Genomic DNA, 15,187 nt, shown 5'->3' with positions numbered 1-15,187 from the left:
GTGTGGACAACTGTGGATGGTCCTGTGGAAACAGACCCATGGGAACACACTTTCGACCACTTGACCTGGGGTTTTCCGGTTCACACCATGTGTGGAAAAGTGGGGTTCAAGTAGGCGTTGAAGGTTCCGATTTGACACGTTTCTGCTGTGTAAAACGACTTGACAAGTGCCCCTCCTGTGGGAAGTGTTCTCGGGCCGTTCCCAGCAAGCTGGACCGGGCCTGAGAGGTAACCAGCCAGCCAAGCCGAACCCGCCCGTACAAGCCGAGCCGGGCCTCCCGGCCGTTCTGGACGACCGTGCGTTGATGGTGAGCAGAAGATGTCGAGTGGGGGATCGGGACCCGACCTTTTCTGCTCACCAAGTGAAGCCACGCGCGCCACGCGCCCCGCACCCGCGCGCCCCGCGCCCCGCGCCCCGCACCACGCGAAGCACCCGCCAACGCAACGACGGGCGGGCCTCCCGGAGGAGACCCGCCCGTCGTGGAGCGGAACGTCAGTGCTACTTGGCAGCGACGACCTTGAGCGAGATCACGGCAGTGATGTCCTCGCGCAGACGCACGGTGGCCTCGTGGTCACCGACGGTCTTGATGGTCGCGGGGACCTCGACCTTGCGCTTGTCGAGCGAGCCGACGCCCTGCGCCTGGACGGCGTCAGCGACGTCGCCCGGACGGACGGAGCCGAACAGACGGCCGTCCTTGCCGGCCTTGACCGCCAGGGAGATGGTCGCGTTCTCGAGCTTCATCTTGAGGTCCTGCGCCTCTTCGATGGTGGCGAGCTCACGCGCGGTGCGCGCGGCACGGATCGACTCGACCTGCTTCTCGCCGCCCTTGGACCACGCGACAGCGAAGCCCTGGGGGATGAGGTAGTTGCGGGCGTAGCCGTTCTTGACGTCGACGACGTCACCAGCGGAACCGAGGCCGGAGACCTCGTGGGTGAGGATGAGCTTCGACATGTGTCGACCTCCGATCAGCGGCCGGAGCCGGCGTAGGGGAGGAGCGCCATCTCACGGGCGTTCTTCACGGCACGGGCGATGAGGCGCTGCTCCTGGACGGAGACGCCGGTGATGCGACGGGCGCGGATCTTTCCACGCTCCGAGATGAACTTGCGAAGGGTCGCAACGTCCTTGTAGTCGATGACGCCGACCTTGATCGACTTCGCGGGAGCGGCGTTCTTGCCGCCCTTGCCGCGAGGCTTCCGGCGGTCGCCGGTGCTCTTTCCAGCCATAGTGATTTGTCCTTAGAAGAAGAGTTGTGTGTCCGTCGGAACGCGGAGGATCAGAACGGGGTCTCGTCGTCGAAGTTGCCGCCGGGGGTGCTCCACACGTCGTTCGACTGTGCGTTGCCGCCGCCCTGCTGGCCACCCTGCGGGGACCACGGCTCGTCGGACTGGCCACCAGCGGAGGCGTTGCCGCCACCGTTGTTGTTCCAGCCGCCGTTGCCGCCGCCCTGCTGACCGCCGCCGTTGCCGCCGCCGACCTGGCCACGACCGCCGCCGCCACCCGCTGCGCGGGTGATCTGTGCGGTCGCGTACCGGAGCGACGGGCCGATCTCGTCGACCTCGAGCTCGATGCTCGTGCGCTGCTGACCCTCACGGTCCTGGTAGGAACGCTGACGCAGACGACCCTGCGCGATGACGCGCGAGCCCTTCGTCAGTGACCCCGCCACGTGCTCGGCGAACTCCCGCCACACACTCGCGCGGAGGAACAGCGCGTCGCCGTCCTTCCACTCGTTCGCCTGACGGTCGAACGTGCGAGGCGTGGAGGCGATGGTGAAGTTCGCCACCGCGAGCCCGTTCTGCGTGTAGCGCAGCTCGGGGTCCGCGGTGAGGTTGCCCACCACCGTGATGACGGTTTCGCCGGCCACGGGTTACTCGGCGCTCGCGGTCGCGGTTGCGGACGCGTTGGCGGCCTTGCGGGCCGCACGTGCCTCGTCGCGCTGCTTCTGGGCGGCGACCTGCGCGATGCCCTCTTCGGCGCGGAGGACCTTCGTGCGGAGCACGGCCTCGGAGAGACCGAGCTGACGGTCGAGCTCCTTGGCGGCCTCGGGGGAGGACGTGAAGTCGACGACGGCGTAGATGCCCTCGGACTTCTTGGCGATCTCGTAAGCGAGCCGGCGACGGCCCCAGACGTCCACGTTGTCGACGGTGCCACCGTCGTTGCGGATGACAGCGAGGAACTTGTCCAGGCTGGGAGCGACGGTGCGCTCATCGATCTCGGGGTCGAGGATCGCCATCAGTTCGTACTGGTGCATGCGGAACCCACCTCCTCTGGTCTCAGCGGCCCCGGGCAGTTCCCGGGGCAGGAGGGTTGATGCATGTGCCACGGCACGCAGACACGCGCCGGGCAACCTGCACAGACTACCGGACGGCCTGGAGGCGCGCCACCGGTCTGTGGATCGGCTCGCGGAACCAGGTTCCGGACACCACACCGTGCAATCGCGCGGTTCCGAGTCCGGAACCTGGTTCCGTGGCTGCGGTCGCGCCTGTCAGGCGGTCGCGTCGCGCGCGGCCCACCAGTCGCGCAGGCGCGCCTCGGCTGCGTCCGCTCCGAGGGGTCCGTCGTCCATCCGCGCCTCGAGCAGGAAGCGGTAGGCCTCGCCGACCGCACGCCCCGGCGGGATGTCGAGGATCCGCATGATGTCGTCGCCGGTCAGGTCGGGCCGGATGGACTCCAGCTCCTCTTGCTCGGCGAGGACCTTGATGCGGTCCTCCAGGTCGTCGTACGCGAACGCCAGGCGGTCGGCCTTGCGACGGTTCCGCGTGGTGACGTCCGAGCGGGTGAGCTCGTGCAGCCGCTCGAGCTGCGGTCCGGCGTCGCGCACGTAGCGGCGGACGGCGGAGTCGGTCCAGGCGCCGTCGGTGTACCCGAAGAACCGCAGGTGCAGCTCGATCAGCCGGGACACGGCGGCGATCGTGTCGTTGTCGAATCGCAGGGCGCGCAGTCGTTTCTTCGCGAGCTTCGCGCCGACCAGGTCGTGGTGGTGGAAGCTGACGGCGCCGCCGGGCTCGAGCTTGCGGGTGGCGGGCTTGCCGATGTCGTGCAGCAGCGCCGCGAGTCGCAGGACGGTGTCCGGCGGGTCGCCCGCGTGCCGCTCGGCCTCGTACCCGATGGCCTGCTCGAGCACGGTCAGGGAGTGCTCGTAGACGTCCTTGTGGTGGTGGTGCTCGTCGATCTCGAGCCGCATCTCGGGCAGCTCGGGCAGGAACCGCTCGGCGAGGCCGGTGTCCACGAGCAGCCGGATGCCGGGCACCGGGTCGCTCGTGTTCAGGAGCTTGACGAGTTCGTCGCGCACCCGCTCGGCGGACACGATGTCGATGGAGTCGACGAGCTCCTGCATGGCGGCACGGACGTCGTCGTCGACCGTGAACCCGAGCTGCGCCGTGAACCGCGCTGCCCGCATCATCCGGAGCGGGTCGTCGCGGAACGACACCACGGCGGCCTGCGGGGTGCGGAGCCGGGCGGCCAGCAGGTCCTCGACGCCGCCGTGCACGTCGACGAGCTCGCGGGCCGGCAGCCGGAGCGCCATCGCGTTGACCGTGAAGTCGCGACGGAGCAGGTCGTCCTCGATGGTGTCGCCGAACGCGACCTCGGGCTTCCGGGTCTCGCCGTCGTAGACGTCACTGCGGTAGGTGGTGATCTCGACCTGCTCGCCACCGACCCGCGCGGCGATGGTGCCGAACTGGCGGCCGACGTCCCACGTGGCGCTCGCGATCGGCTCCACGATGCGGAGGATGTCGTCCGGACGGGCACTCGTCGTGAAGTCGAGGTCGGTGACGGGACGACCGAGGAAGGCGTCGCGGACGGGACCGCCGACCAGGGCCAGCTCGTGTCCGGCGTCGGCGAAGGCCCGAGCGAGGAGGTCGACGGGCTCGGTGGTGGCGAGTGCGTCGAGTCGTTCGACGGCCTGGGCAACGGACTGCATGACGGTCCTCATCCTCCCAGATCGACGCCCCGAGTTCTCCACAACCCCGCGCGCACGGGACCTGTTCATGGTCGCGCCTCATACACTCGTGCTCGGCCCGAACCGACCCCGTGGCCCGCTCCCGTATGCACATCCTCCGCACCACGCTCGCCGCAGCCGCGTCGACCCTCGTCGCGCTCGGCCTGGTCGTCGCGCCCGTCAGCGCCGACCACGCGTCCGCCGCGACGGTCTCGTCAGCAACGACCCACCTCGCCGATCCGGCTGCCGCCGACGCCGGCAAGGCCACCATCTCGGTCGCTCCCGCGCACCGTGGGATCGTGCAGCGCGACCAGGACCTCACCCTCTCGGTGACGGTCACCAACGACACCGACACCGCACTGCCGGCAGGCACCGCGGAGTTCGACATCTTCCGCTCCGTGAGCACACGGGACGTCCTCGCCGAGTGGCTTGCCGACACCACCACGACCGGTTACCTCGGCGCCCCGATGGACTCCGTGGACATCCCGGCGGTCCCGGCGCACCGATCGGTCACCATCGACTCGGTCGAGATCGTCTCGGGCAACGTCGCACTCGGCGGGTACTCCTCGTTCGGTGCGCGGCGCATCGCAGCGGAGTACACGGCCGGTGAGACGTTCGCCGTCGCCCGCTCCGCGATCACCTGGTACCCGGACTTCGAGCAGGTGCCGGTCAGCGTCTCGGTGGCGATGCCGGTGACCGTCCCGAAGTCCACGGACGGCATCCTCAGCGCGGCCGTCCTGGCCGCCGCGACCTCGGTGGACGGCACCCTCACCCAGCAGCTCGACGCGGCCGAGGACCACAACGTCGCCGTCGCGGTCGACCCACGGATCATCGCCTCGATCCGGATCCTCGGCGAGAACGCCCCGTCCGCGGCGACCGCGTGGCTCCAGCGGCTCGAGGCCCTGCGCAACGAGACCTTCGCGCTGCCCTACGCCGACGCCGACGTCACCGGTCTGCGCCAGGCGGGGTCGGACGGCATCCTCGCCCCGATCTCGCTCGACCAGTCCGTGAAGTCCGAGAACTTCCCCGGTGCCGAGACGCCCGCGCCGACGCCGACCGCCACCCCCGGGCAGACCTCCGGCCCGAGCAGCACCGCGACCCCGAGCGACGACGCCACCACCGACGCCGGCTCCGGCTCCGGCACGGGCTCCGGCACGGGCGAGACCACGGAGACGCTGCCCACCACGGAACAGCTGCTGGACTTCCCCTACTCCATGGACTCCATCGCGTGGCCGGCGGACGGCACCGTGACCGCGGCTGACCTGACGGCGCTGCAGCGGGCCGACAAGAACACGACGATCGTCTCGAGCGGGAACACCTCCGCCGGCGCGAACGCCACGATCTCGGCGTCCGAGAAGATCGGCGACGACCACGTCCTCGTCTCCGACCAGTCGATGTCGTCCCTGCTGCGCGATGCCGCGACGGCACCGGACCGCCAGAGCTGGTCGTCGGCGATGTCCGAACTGACCGCGACGCTCGCCACCTCGGCGCGTGACGGCGGCACCACCGGACCGATCCTGCTCACCCTCGGTCGCGACTGGCCCTCGGACTCCACGCGCCTCAGCCAGACCCTCGACGCCCTCGAGAGCACCGCCTGGGTGGCGCCGGCCGACCTCTCCACCACGTCGAAGGCCGTCGCGGGGTCGCTCACCCTCAACAGTGCGTCCACCGGCGCCGAGCGCATCGCGCAGCTCAAGCGCCTGGTGCAGGGCGAACAGGGGCTCTCCGCGTTCGCCACGATCCTCGACACCCCCACCGAACTGACGGCACCGGCACGCCTCCGGCTGCTCGCCCTCGCCTCGAACGCGTGGCGCGGGGACGACGAGGGACTCACGGCCGCGGTCGACGCCCGCACTGCGGCTTGGGCGAAGCAGACCACCGAGGTCGGGATCGTCGACTCGAGCAGCCTGACCCTGCTCGGGGACCGGTCGTCGCTGCCGGTCTCGATCCGCAACAGCTCGGACTACCCGGTGACGGTGCACCTGGCCGTGCAGCCGTCGAACTCCGCACTCCGGATCGTCCGCAACGACATCGTGGTCGAGATCCAGCCGGACTCGTCCACCCGTGCCACCGTGCCCGTGCAGTCGGTCGCGAACGGCAAGGTCGAGCTGACCATGTCGCTGTCGAGCCCGACCGGCGTCGCCGTCGCGCAGCCGGCCACCGTCGAGCTCAACGTCCAGGCACAGTGGGAGACGGTCATCACCGCCGCCGCCGCGGTCGCCCTGATCGCGATCTTCGGCTTCGGCATCTTCCGCAGCATCCGGAAGCGCATCCGCCGACGCAACGGCGAACTCGACGACGAGGACGACGACGACCCCAACCGCCCGCTCGCCGTGCAGCCGAGCGCGCCCGGTGCGTCCGCCGTCCCGGCCGCTGTCGCGGCCCTCGAAGGCGACCGTCCGCAGGACGCGACCGACCGTGCCGGAGCCGGCCCGGGCCTCCCGTCCGACGCCCGTGCCAGCCGGGTCGCGGACGCCCGCGACCCCGAGGAGCCAACCATCAGCGCCACCCAGCCCCAGCCCGACGTCGACGCTGAACCGGTCGCCGAGCGCAACCTGGGGCGGGCGAGTGCGATGCTCGCGGCGGGGACGATGGTGAGCCGGATCCTCGGCTTCGCGAAGACCTTCGTGCTCGCCTACGCCATCGGGCAGAACGCGAGCCCCTCGGCGAACGCGTTCGCCGTCGCGAACCAGCTGCCGAACAACATCTACGCGCTCATCGCGGGTGGCCTGCTGTCGGCCGTGCTCATCCCGCAGATCGTCCGCGCCATGAAGAACGGCACCGACGGCGGCCAGGCGTACGTCAACAAGATCGTGACGCTCGGCGGGTCGGTCTTCATCGTCATCACCATCGTCGCGACGGCACTGGCACCGCTCCTGGTCCGCCTCTACACGACGTCCTCGGACACCCGGGGGCCCGCTGCGACCGACCTGGCCATCGCCTTCGCGTTCTGGTGCCTGCCGCAGATCCTGTTCTACGCGATGTACTCGCTGCTCGGTGAGGTCCTCAACGCCAAGCAGGTCTTCGGACCGTTCACCTGGGCTCCTCTGCTCAACAACGTCATCGCGATCGCCGGCCTCGTCGTGTTCATCGCCCTGTACGGCACCAGCGGCAACGCCCTCGACGAATGGACACCCGCGAAGATCGCGCTCCTCGCCGGCAGCGCCTCGTTCGGGGTGTTCGCCCAGGCCGCGTTCCTCCCGCTGTTCTGGCGGCGGGCAGGGCTGTCGTTCCGACCGGACTTCCGGTGGCGCGGCGTCGGCCTGAAGTCGACGGGGACCGCTGCCGGGTGGCTCTTCGCGATGATCCTGGTGACGCAGGTCGCCGGCATCGTGCAGTCGGCCGTCGCGTGGAAGGGTCAGGGCGACGGACCCGGCAACGCGGTGCTCGGCAACGCGTGGCTCATCTTCATGCTGCCGCACTCGATCATCACGGTGTCCATCGCGACGGCGTACTTCACCCGGATGAGCCACGACGCCGAACGCGGCGACCTGGCATCCGTCCGACGGAACCTGTCGCTGTCCCTGCGCATCGTGGGGCTCTTCACCGTGTTCGCGTCGGTGGCGCTGGTCGTCGTCGCGGTGCCGTTCGGCCGACTCTACGAGGGCACGTTCGAGAGCGCGCTGCAGGTCGGCGCCGTCCTGGTCGCCTACATGCCGGGCCTGGTCCTGTTCAGCATGTTGTTCATCATCCAGCGCGTGTTCTGGGCCATGCACGACCACCGGACGCCGTTCCTGATGCAGTGCATCCAGTCCGTCCTGTTCGTCATCGGGGCCCTCGCGGTGTCGACGTTCCCGACCTCCGTGATCGGCATCGGTGTGGCCGCGTGCACCACCCTCGCCGGGACCGCGCAGACGATCGTCGCCCTCGTCCTGGTGCGTCGGAAGCTCGGCAGCATCGAGGGACCGGTCGTGACCCGCTCGCACGTGCAGTTCATCATCGCGGCCTTGATCGCCGGTGTCGTCGGCCTGCTGGTCGTCAACTTCTTCGGCGCGTTCTCCGCCGCCGGGTTCGCCATGTCGGACCGCACCGGCGCGCTCATCACCATCGTCCTGACCGGCGCCGTGATGGTCCTCGTCTACTTCGGGGCGCTCGTCGTCGCGAAGAACGGCGAGATCAGGAACGCCGTCGGCATGGTGAAGAGCAAGCTCGGCCGCTGACCGCACGCTTCCCGGACGTCGCGGAATGCCGCGCCGGTACCATGTGTTGACCCGGTCAGCACGCAACGGAAGGGCAGTCAGGCATGCGCCAGCTCATCATCATCGGTTCCGGTCCGGCCGGGTTCACCGCCGGCATCTACGCCGCGCGCGCAGAGCTCAAGCCGCTCATCGTCGCCTCCAGCGTCGAGACGGGCGGTGAACTCACCAAGACGACCGAGGTCGAGAACTTCCCGGGCTTCCCCGAGGGGATCCAGGGACCCGACCTCATGATCAAGATGCAGGAACAGGCCGAGAAGTTCGGTGCTGAGGTCCTGTACGACGACGCCGTCTCCGTCGACCTCACCGGCGACGTGAAGAAGGTCACCGTCGGCTCCGGCGAGACGTACGAGGCCCTGGCGGTCATCTACGCAACCGGCTCGGCGTACCGCCACCTCGGCATCGCCGACGAAGAGCGCCTGTCCGGCCACGGTGTCTCGTGGTGCGCGACCTGCGACGGCTTCTTCTTCCGTCAGAAGAACATCGCCGTCGTCGGCGGTGGCGACTCCGCGATGGAAGAGGCCACGTTCCTCACCCGCTTCGCCGACAAGGTCACCGTGATCCACCGCAAGGACACCCTGCGCGCGTCGAAGATCATGCAGGACCGTGCCCACAACGACCCGAAGATCGAGTTCGCGTGGAACAAGGAGGTCATCGGCATCCAGGGTGACTCCGCAGTGACCGGTGTGACCCTCAAGGACACCGTGGACGGCACCGAGAGCGAACTCGCCCTCGACGGCCTGTTCATCGCGATCGGCAACGACCCCCGCGTGCACCTCGTGCACGGCCAGCTCGAGCTCGCTCCCGAGGGCACCATCGCCGTCGAGGGCCGCACGTCCAAGGCCGTCGGCGTCCCCGGGGTGTTCGTGGCCGGCGACGTCCTCGACCACACCTACCGCCAGGCCATCACGGCTGCCGGCTCCGGTGCGGTCGCTGCCCTCGACGCGGAGAAGTACCTCGCCGACCTCGAGGACACGCTGACCGATGCTGCCGTGGGCGAGACCCCGGTCGAGCCGGTCACCATCTCCGCCTGACCCGGACAGCCCCCGGAATGCCGGGGGCGCGCCCGTGGTTCCACACCCAGTACTGACTTCTCACGAAAGGACACCCATGTCCAACGCAAAGGCTGTCACCGACGCCACCTTCTCGGACGAGGTCCTCAAGTCCGACAAGACGATCCTCGTCGACTTCTGGGCCGAGTGGTGCGGCCCGTGTCGCGCCGTCTCGCCGATCCTCGACCAGATCGCCGAAGAGCACGCCGGCAAGATCGAGATCGTGAAGCTCAACGTGGACGACAACCCCCAGTCGGCCATGAACTACCAGATCACCTCGATCCCGGCGATGAAGGTCTTCAAGGGCGGCGAGGTCGTCAAGACCGTCATCGGTGCCAAGCCGAAGCCCGCGCTCGAGGCCGACCTCGCCGAGTTCCTCGCGTAGGTCGAACCAGCACCACCGAACGCCCCGTTCTCGTCCTGCTCAGCAGACGCGGGCGGGGCGTTCGCATGCCACCCGTTGCGGATCGGCCCCCGCCGCGGAGCCCGGGTTTCCGGGGTCGATGTCGTAGTGTGGCGGGAATGTCTCACTGATCGGAGCACGGTATGACGAACGGCAACAGCCTCGACCCCTGGTACGACTCCTACGCCCAGCGCACCGCCGGGCTGAGCGCCTCCGAGGTCCGAGCCCTGTTCGCCGTCGCCTCGCGCCCTGAGGTGGTCTCGCTGGCCGGCGGCATGCCGTTCGTCTCCGCACTGCCCAGAGAGCTCGTCACGGGCTCCCTGGACCGTGTCATGAACGAGCACGCTGCCATGGCGTTGCAGTACGGCGGCGGTCAGGGTCTCCGGTCGCTCCGCGAGCACATCGTGGACGTCATGAGCCTCGAGGGCATCCGTGCGAGCGCCGAGGACGTCGTCGTGACGACGGGCTCGCAGCACGCGCTGGACCTCGTCACGCGGCTGTTCATCGATCCGGGCGACGTCGTGCTCGCCGAGTCCCCGTCCTACGTCGGCGCGATCGGTGTGTTCCGGTCCTACCAGGCGGAGACCGTCCACGTGACGACGGATGAACTCGGGCTGGTGCCCGAGGCGCTGCGCGAGGCTATCGCGAACCTGCGCACGCAGGGGAAGCGGATCAAGTTCCTCTACACGATCCCGAACTTCCACAACCCGGCCGGAGTCACCATGAGCCGGGAGCGCCGTATCGAAGTGCTCGACATCTGCCGGTCGAACAACATCCTCGTGCTCGAGGACAACCCGTACGGGCTCCTCTGGTTCGACGAGCCGGCACCGCAGGCCATCCGCTCCATCGACGAAGAAGGGGTCGTGTACCTGGGGTCCTTCTCGAAGACCCTCGCACCCGGTTTCCGCGTCGGCTGGGCGCTCGCGCCGCATGCCATCCGCGAGAAGCTCGTGCTCGCCAACGAATCGGCCGTCCTCGCCCCGAACTCCTTCGGCCAGTACGTCGTGAACGCCTACCTGGACGCCGCGGACTGGAAGGGTCAGGTCGACACCTTCCGGGGCATCTACGCCGAGCGTCGTGACGCCATGCTGTCCGCCCTGGGGGAGTTCCTGCCGGACCTCTCCTGGACGAAGCCGAACGGTGGCTTCTTCGTCTGGCTCACGCTCCCCGAGTCGCTCGACTCGAAGGGCATGCTGCCGCGCGCGGTGAAGGAGCTCGTCGCCTACACGCCGGGGACGGCCTTCTACGCAGACGGTCGCGGTGGGGGACACATCCGGCTGTCCTTCTGCTACCCCACTCCCGAGCAGATCCGCGTCGGCGTGAAGCGGCTCGCCAACGTCGTGAACGACGAGCTCGAGCTGATCGAGACCTTCGGCCCGAGCACGCGGCCGAACGGCGTCGTGCGTGAGACGTCCTCGGTCAGCGCGCCGCCGCCGAACATCTCCTGATCAGCGCTTTTCTGCGGTGCGAAGTCCACCAGCACCGTCGTTCCACACCGGAGGACCCCCATGGCTGAGCTCACCCGTCGTCACGTCGTCGTCGTCGCGGGAGGGATCTCGCACGAGCGTGACGTCTCCCTGCGCTCCGGTCGACGGGTCGCCGACTCGCTGACCGGGTACGGCTGGCAGGTCGACCTCCGCGACGCGGACGCGCTGCTCCTGCCGGCTCTCGCCGAAACCCGCCCGGACGTCGTGTGGCCGGCTCTGCATGGCGCCTCCGGTGAAGACGGGGCCCTGCGGGGCATCCTGGAGGCGGTGGACATCCCGTTCGTCGGCTCACGTTCCACGTCGGCACGGTTGGCATGGGACAAGCCCACGGCCTCCGCGTTGGTCGCGCGGGCAGGTGTGCGAACCCCTCGCTCCGTCACGCTGTCCCACGACGTGTTCCGCGAACTCGGTGCCGTCGGAGTGCTCGAGGCCATCGCGGGGGAGCACCCGGTCCCACTGGCCGTGAAGCCAGCACGCGGTGGCAGCGCGCAGGGCGTCACCCTCGTCGACGACGTCAACGACCTGCCGCGAGCCATGGTGACGGCGTACACGTACTGCGACGACGTCGTGGTCGAGCAGCTCATCCGAGGCACCGAAGTCGCGGTCGGCATCATCGACACCGGCGACGGGCCCGTGGCCCTCTCCGCCGTGGAGATCGTGCCGCGGAACGGGATCTACGGGTTCGAGGCGCGGTACAACGCGGGGGAGACGACGTTCTACACCCCGGCCCGGCTGTCGGACGAGTTCGCGTCAGCTGCAGCGGACGCCGCAGTCGCAGCCCACGCGGCGCTCGGCCTCCGCCACCTGTCGCGTGTGGACCTCATCATCGACGGCGCGGGCACGCCCTGGTTCCTCGAGGCCAACGTGCTCCCGGGTCTGACCGAGACATCATTGCTCCCGCAGGCACTCTCGGCGTCCGGTTTCGACCTCGGTTGGACCTACGCAGAGCTCGCCGAACAGGCGATCCGCGACCACCACGCCTGATACGCGGGTCGAACGTTCCACGTGGAACATCGGCGTGGCCGCCAGCTCGATGTTCCACGTGGAACACCGCTGTCCGGCGCCTCGCTGCTGACAGCTGATCCACTCTGAGCAGCATCGGGTGCGTCTGGTCAACTGCCGGCGCTCGGTGGACGCATGACCGATTCACCACCCCCGCAGCCTTCACGACCGAGCACCGGCGTGCCCTCTTCGACCAGCGCGTGCTCGTACTCGACGGCCACCGTGCTCGGACTCATCGCAGCGGACACCGGGCAGACGGTCGACCGCGTATTCGAGGACTCGCCAAACGACCACTGGTACTCCGCAACCCGGACTCGGACGTGCACCTCTCCGTCAACTGCGACGGGGGCGACCCGAGTGCCATGCTCGCCGTCTCCGACACCATGCGGTTCATGCCCCCGTTGCGACCACCTGTGTTGGGCAGGCAATCGGTGTCGGAGCCGTCCTGCTCGCCGCGGGCATCGAAGGAAAGCGGTCGGCCTTGCCGTACGCTCGGGCCGTGCTCCACCAGCCCGCAGCCAAGGGACAGGGGCCATACCCGAGCCCATCCTGCCGGCCGACGAGGTCGTCCGGATCCGCGCCGAGATCGAGGACGTGCTCACTGTGCACTGCGGCCGGAGTGTCGACCGACCGCAAGCCGACACCGATCACGACCGCGTCTTCACGGCCCGTCAGGCCCGGCAGTACGGGCTCGTGGACCACGTGATCACTCGACGCTGACGGACGGCGCTCCCCGACGACGCCTCAGGCTGCGAGGAGGAAACTGCTCCGCAGTTGTTCGCCACCAGTACCTGCGGAAGGTCCTCCCTCGCGGAGCTGTTCCGCTGCGGCGACCGCTAGGTCGGGCAAGCACCTCTCCAGCGCGCCGGCCACTGCTGCCAGCATCTCGCTCGAGGGCTCCTTCCGCCCGCGTTCCATCTCGGACAAGTACTGCGGTGACACCCCTGCGCGACGAGCGACGTCGTGCAGGGTGTCCCCGCGGCTGCGCCGACGACCGCGGAGTTCCTGACCGACGACATCACGCCATAGCGGCTCAGGATTGCAGGATCTCATGATCCGAGATTGAGAGCGTTCCACGTGAAACGTCCGGCCTTCCAGTTGGCTGCTCGTGAACTCGAACCAGCTGAACGGCTACGCGCCCCGTAACGGACTGACCACTCCCTCGCTGCTCCGGACACCCGAACCGGGCCTGCGAGGCCCGCTACGGGCCGCACAGCGCCCGCGGAGGCGCATCAAGACGAGACGTCGCCGATACCCAGCTCGGTGAGGATGCGGTTGAGGTCGTCACCGTTCGCAAAGTCGATCATCACGGAACTCTTCCGTGCTCCGACGGCGATCTTGACCCGCGTGTTCAAGCGATCGCCGATCCGCTCAGCGAGGTCGTTGAAGTGCGCTTGGTTCTTCGTGGGCTGTGGTGCCGGCTTCGGCGGGGTCTTCGTCGCGAGCTGCTGTGCGATGGCCTCAGCAGCACGGACGGACAGGTCCTCGTTGACGATCTTCTCGGCGAGGTACTCCATCGCCTCAGCGTCCGGAGCAGCCAGGATCGCGCGAGCGTGCCCGGCGGACAGGACACCGGCGGCGACGCGGCGCTGCACGGGGGAGGGGAGCCGGAGCAGACGGATGGTGTTGGTGATCTGCGGGCGCGATCGCCCGATGCGCTGTCCGAGCTGCTCCTGCGTGATACCGAAGTCCGCCAAGAGCTGCTGGTACGCCGAAGCCTCTTCGAGGGGGTTGAGCTGCGCACGGTGGAGGTTCTCGAGGAGGGCGTCACGGAGCATCGCGTCGTCCGGCGTCTCCTTGACGATCGCCGGGATGACGCTGAGTCCGAGTTCCTTGGTCGCACGGAGGCGCCGTTCGCCCATGATGAGCTCGTACTGCGGCTCCGTCCCCGCAGCCCCGGGGATCGGGCGGACCACGATGGGCTGCAGCACGCCGATCTCGCGAATGGAGTGGACGAGCTCCTGCAGCTCTTCCTCGCGGAACTCCTTGCGGGGCTGCTGTGCGTTCGGGATCACGTCCAGCGGGTTGAGGTTCGCGAGTCGCGCACCCGGGACGGCCACGAGCTCGTCGGCCGTCGGCGCCGATGCCGGGGAACCACCGGTGGGGAAGAACACGTCGACCGGACGATCCTGCTGGTCCGTCGCCGTCGGGATGAGCGCGCCGATGCCACGGCCCAGTCCGGTTCGCTTGGGTGCCATCAGTCCTGCGCTCCTCGTGCTGCGATCTCGGCGGCCGCCTCCAGGTAGGAGAGCGACCCGGTGGAGTTCACGTCGTACGCCACGACGCTCTGTCCGTAACTCGGCGCTTCACTCACCCGCACTGATCGGGGAATCATCGCCTTGAGCACCTGGTCACCGAAGTGCTCGCGCACGTCGTTTGCGACCTGGTTCGCCAGGTTGGTCCGTCCGTCGTACATCGTCAGCAGGATGGTCGAGACCCGGAGATTGGGGTTGAGGTGCCGCTCGATGAGCTCGATGTTCCGCAACAACTGGCTGAGGCCCTCGAGCGCGTAGTACTCGCACTGGATCGGGATCAGCACTTCCTGCGCCGCGACGAACGCGTTGATCGTCAAGAGGCCGAGCGACGGCGGGCAGTCGATGAAGACGTAGTGGTACGGCTCATCCAGCGACTGGAGGTACAGGTCGAGAGCAGTACGCAGGCGCTGTTCCCGCGCAACCAGCGACACGAGCTCGATCTCCGCGCCGGCCAAGTGGATCGTCGCCGGAACACACCAGAGCGTGTCGGACTCGGGGGACCGCTGCACCGTGTCGGCCATCGCAGCCTCGTCGACGATGACGTCGTAGATACTGGCGACCTCAGCCTGGTGGTCGACACCGAGCGCCGTCGACGCGTTGCCCTGCGGATCCAGGTCGATCACGAGGACGCGAGCCCCGCCATGGGCGAGGCCTGCAGCCAGGTTGACGGTCGTCGTGGTCTTCCCGACGCCGCCCTTCTGGTTCGAGACGGTGATGATGCGCGTCTTGGACGGCAGTGGGAACTGCTGCGTCGCGATGGCCCGGCGCCGGCGGTTCAGGTCGGCGATTTCGCGAGCAAGCGGAGTCGACGCGTCGTAATCGGTCGATGAGCTCAACGAATGCCTCTTCCCCGGT

At 68.7% G+C, this 15,187-nt stretch carries 14 protein-coding genes and 1 pseudogene; 7 read left to right on the top strand and 8 right to left on the bottom strand.

The features are described 5' to 3' along the window. Window positions 1-498 precede the first annotated feature (498 nt). From rplI to EDF63_RS03735, 5 genes are all read right to left on the bottom strand, one after another. Window positions 499-951, bottom strand: coding sequence for a 50S ribosomal protein L9 (gene rplI / locus EDF63_RS03755; RefSeq protein WP_111083665.1), 453 nt, complete (start codon window positions 949-951; stop codon window positions 499-501). A gap of 14 nt (window positions 952-965) precedes the next feature. Further along, a complete protein-coding gene (gene rpsR / locus EDF63_RS03750) occupies window positions 966-1,223 on the bottom strand; it encodes a 30S ribosomal protein S18 (protein WP_017887834.1) in 258 nt (85 codons plus the stop codon). Between the two features lie 50 nt (window positions 1,224-1,273). After that, complete coding sequence (locus EDF63_RS03745; RefSeq protein ID WP_123311310.1) at window positions 1,274-1,861, bottom strand: single-stranded DNA-binding protein; 588 nt, start codon at window positions 1,859-1,861, stop codon at window positions 1,274-1,276. 3 nt (window positions 1,862-1,864) lie between these two features. Next, entirely contained in the window at window positions 1,865-2,248 is a 384-nt protein-coding gene (gene rpsF, locus EDF63_RS03740) for a 30S ribosomal protein S6 (RefSeq protein ID WP_111083667.1), read from the bottom strand. 234 nt (window positions 2,249-2,482) lie between these two features. Continuing rightward, on the bottom strand, window positions 2,483-3,919 hold the full coding sequence (locus tag EDF63_RS03735; RefSeq protein WP_123311308.1) for a CCA tRNA nucleotidyltransferase: 1,437 nt from the start codon (window positions 3,917-3,919) through the stop codon (window positions 2,483-2,485). A gap of 110 nt (window positions 3,920-4,029) precedes the next feature. Here EDF63_RS03735 and EDF63_RS18845 point away from each other — a divergent pair, with 110 nt between their 5' ends. The 7 genes and pseudogenes from EDF63_RS18845 (at window position 4,030) to EDF63_RS19035 (ending at window position 12,797) form a co-directional block, all read left to right on the top strand. Next, entirely contained in the window at window positions 4,030-8,097 is a 4,068-nt protein-coding gene (locus EDF63_RS18845) for a DUF6049 family protein (protein WP_221180518.1), read from the top strand. 83 nt (window positions 8,098-8,180) lie between these two features. After that, a complete protein-coding gene (gene trxB, locus EDF63_RS03725) occupies window positions 8,181-9,167 on the top strand; it encodes a thioredoxin-disulfide reductase (protein WP_123311306.1) in 987 nt (328 codons plus the stop codon). A 76-nt stretch (window positions 9,168-9,243) separates the two neighbouring features. Then, window positions 9,244-9,570, top strand: a complete 327-nt coding sequence (trxA, locus tag EDF63_RS03720) for a thioredoxin (RefSeq protein WP_017887828.1) — start codon at window positions 9,244-9,246, stop codon at window positions 9,568-9,570. A 161-nt stretch (window positions 9,571-9,731) separates the two neighbouring features. After that, a complete protein-coding gene (locus EDF63_RS03715; protein WP_123311304.1) occupies window positions 9,732-11,036 on the top strand; it encodes a PLP-dependent aminotransferase family protein in 1,305 nt (434 codons plus the stop codon). 60 nt (window positions 11,037-11,096) lie between these two features. After that, window positions 11,097-12,059, top strand: a complete 963-nt coding sequence (locus EDF63_RS03710; protein WP_123311302.1) for a D-alanine--D-alanine ligase — start codon at window positions 11,097-11,099, stop codon at window positions 12,057-12,059. 160 nt (window positions 12,060-12,219) lie between these two features. Next, window positions 12,220-12,549: pseudogene (locus EDF63_RS19040) on the top strand (hypothetical protein); the annotation flags it as partial. Next, window positions 12,435-12,797 carry an ATP-dependent Clp protease proteolytic subunit gene (locus tag EDF63_RS19035; protein WP_311316877.1) on the top strand — a complete coding sequence of 121 codons (363 nt, stop codon included), beginning with the start codon at window positions 12,435-12,437 and terminating at the stop codon, window positions 12,795-12,797. The pseudogene EDF63_RS19040 and the gene EDF63_RS19035, both read left to right, overlap by 115 nt. Window positions 12,798-12,821: 24 nt before the next feature. Here EDF63_RS19035 and EDF63_RS03700 read toward each other — a convergent pair whose 3' ends face one another. From EDF63_RS03700 to EDF63_RS03690, 3 genes are all read right to left on the bottom strand, one after another. Continuing rightward, window positions 12,822-13,130 (bottom strand): helix-turn-helix domain-containing protein, encoded by a 309-nt coding sequence (locus EDF63_RS03700; RefSeq protein ID WP_123311300.1) that lies wholly within the window; start codon window positions 13,128-13,130, stop codon window positions 12,822-12,824. Between the two features lie 179 nt (window positions 13,131-13,309). After that, entirely contained in the window at window positions 13,310-14,275 is a 966-nt protein-coding gene (locus tag EDF63_RS03695) for a ParB/RepB/Spo0J family partition protein (RefSeq protein WP_123311298.1), read from the bottom strand. Further along, a complete protein-coding gene (locus EDF63_RS03690) occupies window positions 14,275-15,168 on the bottom strand; it encodes a ParA family protein (RefSeq protein ID WP_275898011.1) in 894 nt (297 codons plus the stop codon). The genes EDF63_RS03695 and EDF63_RS03690 overlap by 1 nt, the downstream gene beginning before the upstream one ends. Window positions 15,169-15,187: the final 19 nt, after the last annotated feature.

The sequence above is a fragment of the Curtobacterium sp. JUb34 genome (assembly GCF_003755065.1).
Lineage (GTDB): Bacteria > Actinomycetota > Actinomycetes > Actinomycetales > Microbacteriaceae > Curtobacterium.
Note: the sequence above shows the minus strand (reverse complement) of the source record. Positions and strands in the feature narration are given on the sequence as shown.

Excerpts from the sequence above, each read along its gene's own strand:
- rplI (WP_111083665.1), bottom strand. The coding sequence starts at position 951 with ATGTCGAAGCTCATCCTCACCCACGAGGTCTCCGGCCTCGGTTCCGCT.
- rpsR (WP_017887834.1), bottom strand. The coding sequence starts at position 1,223 with ATGGCTGGAAAGAGCACCGGCGACCGCCGGAAGCCTCGCGGCAAGGGC.
- rpsF (WP_111083667.1), bottom strand. The coding sequence starts at position 2,248 with ATGCACCAGTACGAACTGATGGCGATCCTCGACCCCGAGATCGATGAG.
- EDF63_RS03735 (WP_123311308.1), bottom strand. The coding sequence starts at position 3,919 with ATGCAGTCCGTTGCCCAGGCCGTCGAACGACTCGACGCACTCGCCACC.
- trxB (WP_123311306.1), top strand. The coding sequence starts at position 8,181 with ATGCGCCAGCTCATCATCATCGGTTCCGGTCCGGCCGGGTTCACCGCC.
- trxA (WP_017887828.1), top strand. The coding sequence starts at position 9,244 with ATGTCCAACGCAAAGGCTGTCACCGACGCCACCTTCTCGGACGAGGTC.
- EDF63_RS03715 (WP_123311304.1), top strand. The coding sequence starts at position 9,732 with ATGACGAACGGCAACAGCCTCGACCCCTGGTACGACTCCTACGCCCAG.
- EDF63_RS03710 (WP_123311302.1), top strand. The coding sequence starts at position 11,097 with ATGGCTGAGCTCACCCGTCGTCACGTCGTCGTCGTCGCGGGAGGGATC.
- EDF63_RS03700 (WP_123311300.1), bottom strand. The coding sequence starts at position 13,130 with ATGAGATCCTGCAATCCTGAGCCGCTATGGCGTGATGTCGTCGGTCAG.
- EDF63_RS03695 (WP_123311298.1), bottom strand. The coding sequence starts at position 14,275 with ATGGCACCCAAGCGAACCGGACTGGGCCGTGGCATCGGCGCGCTCATC.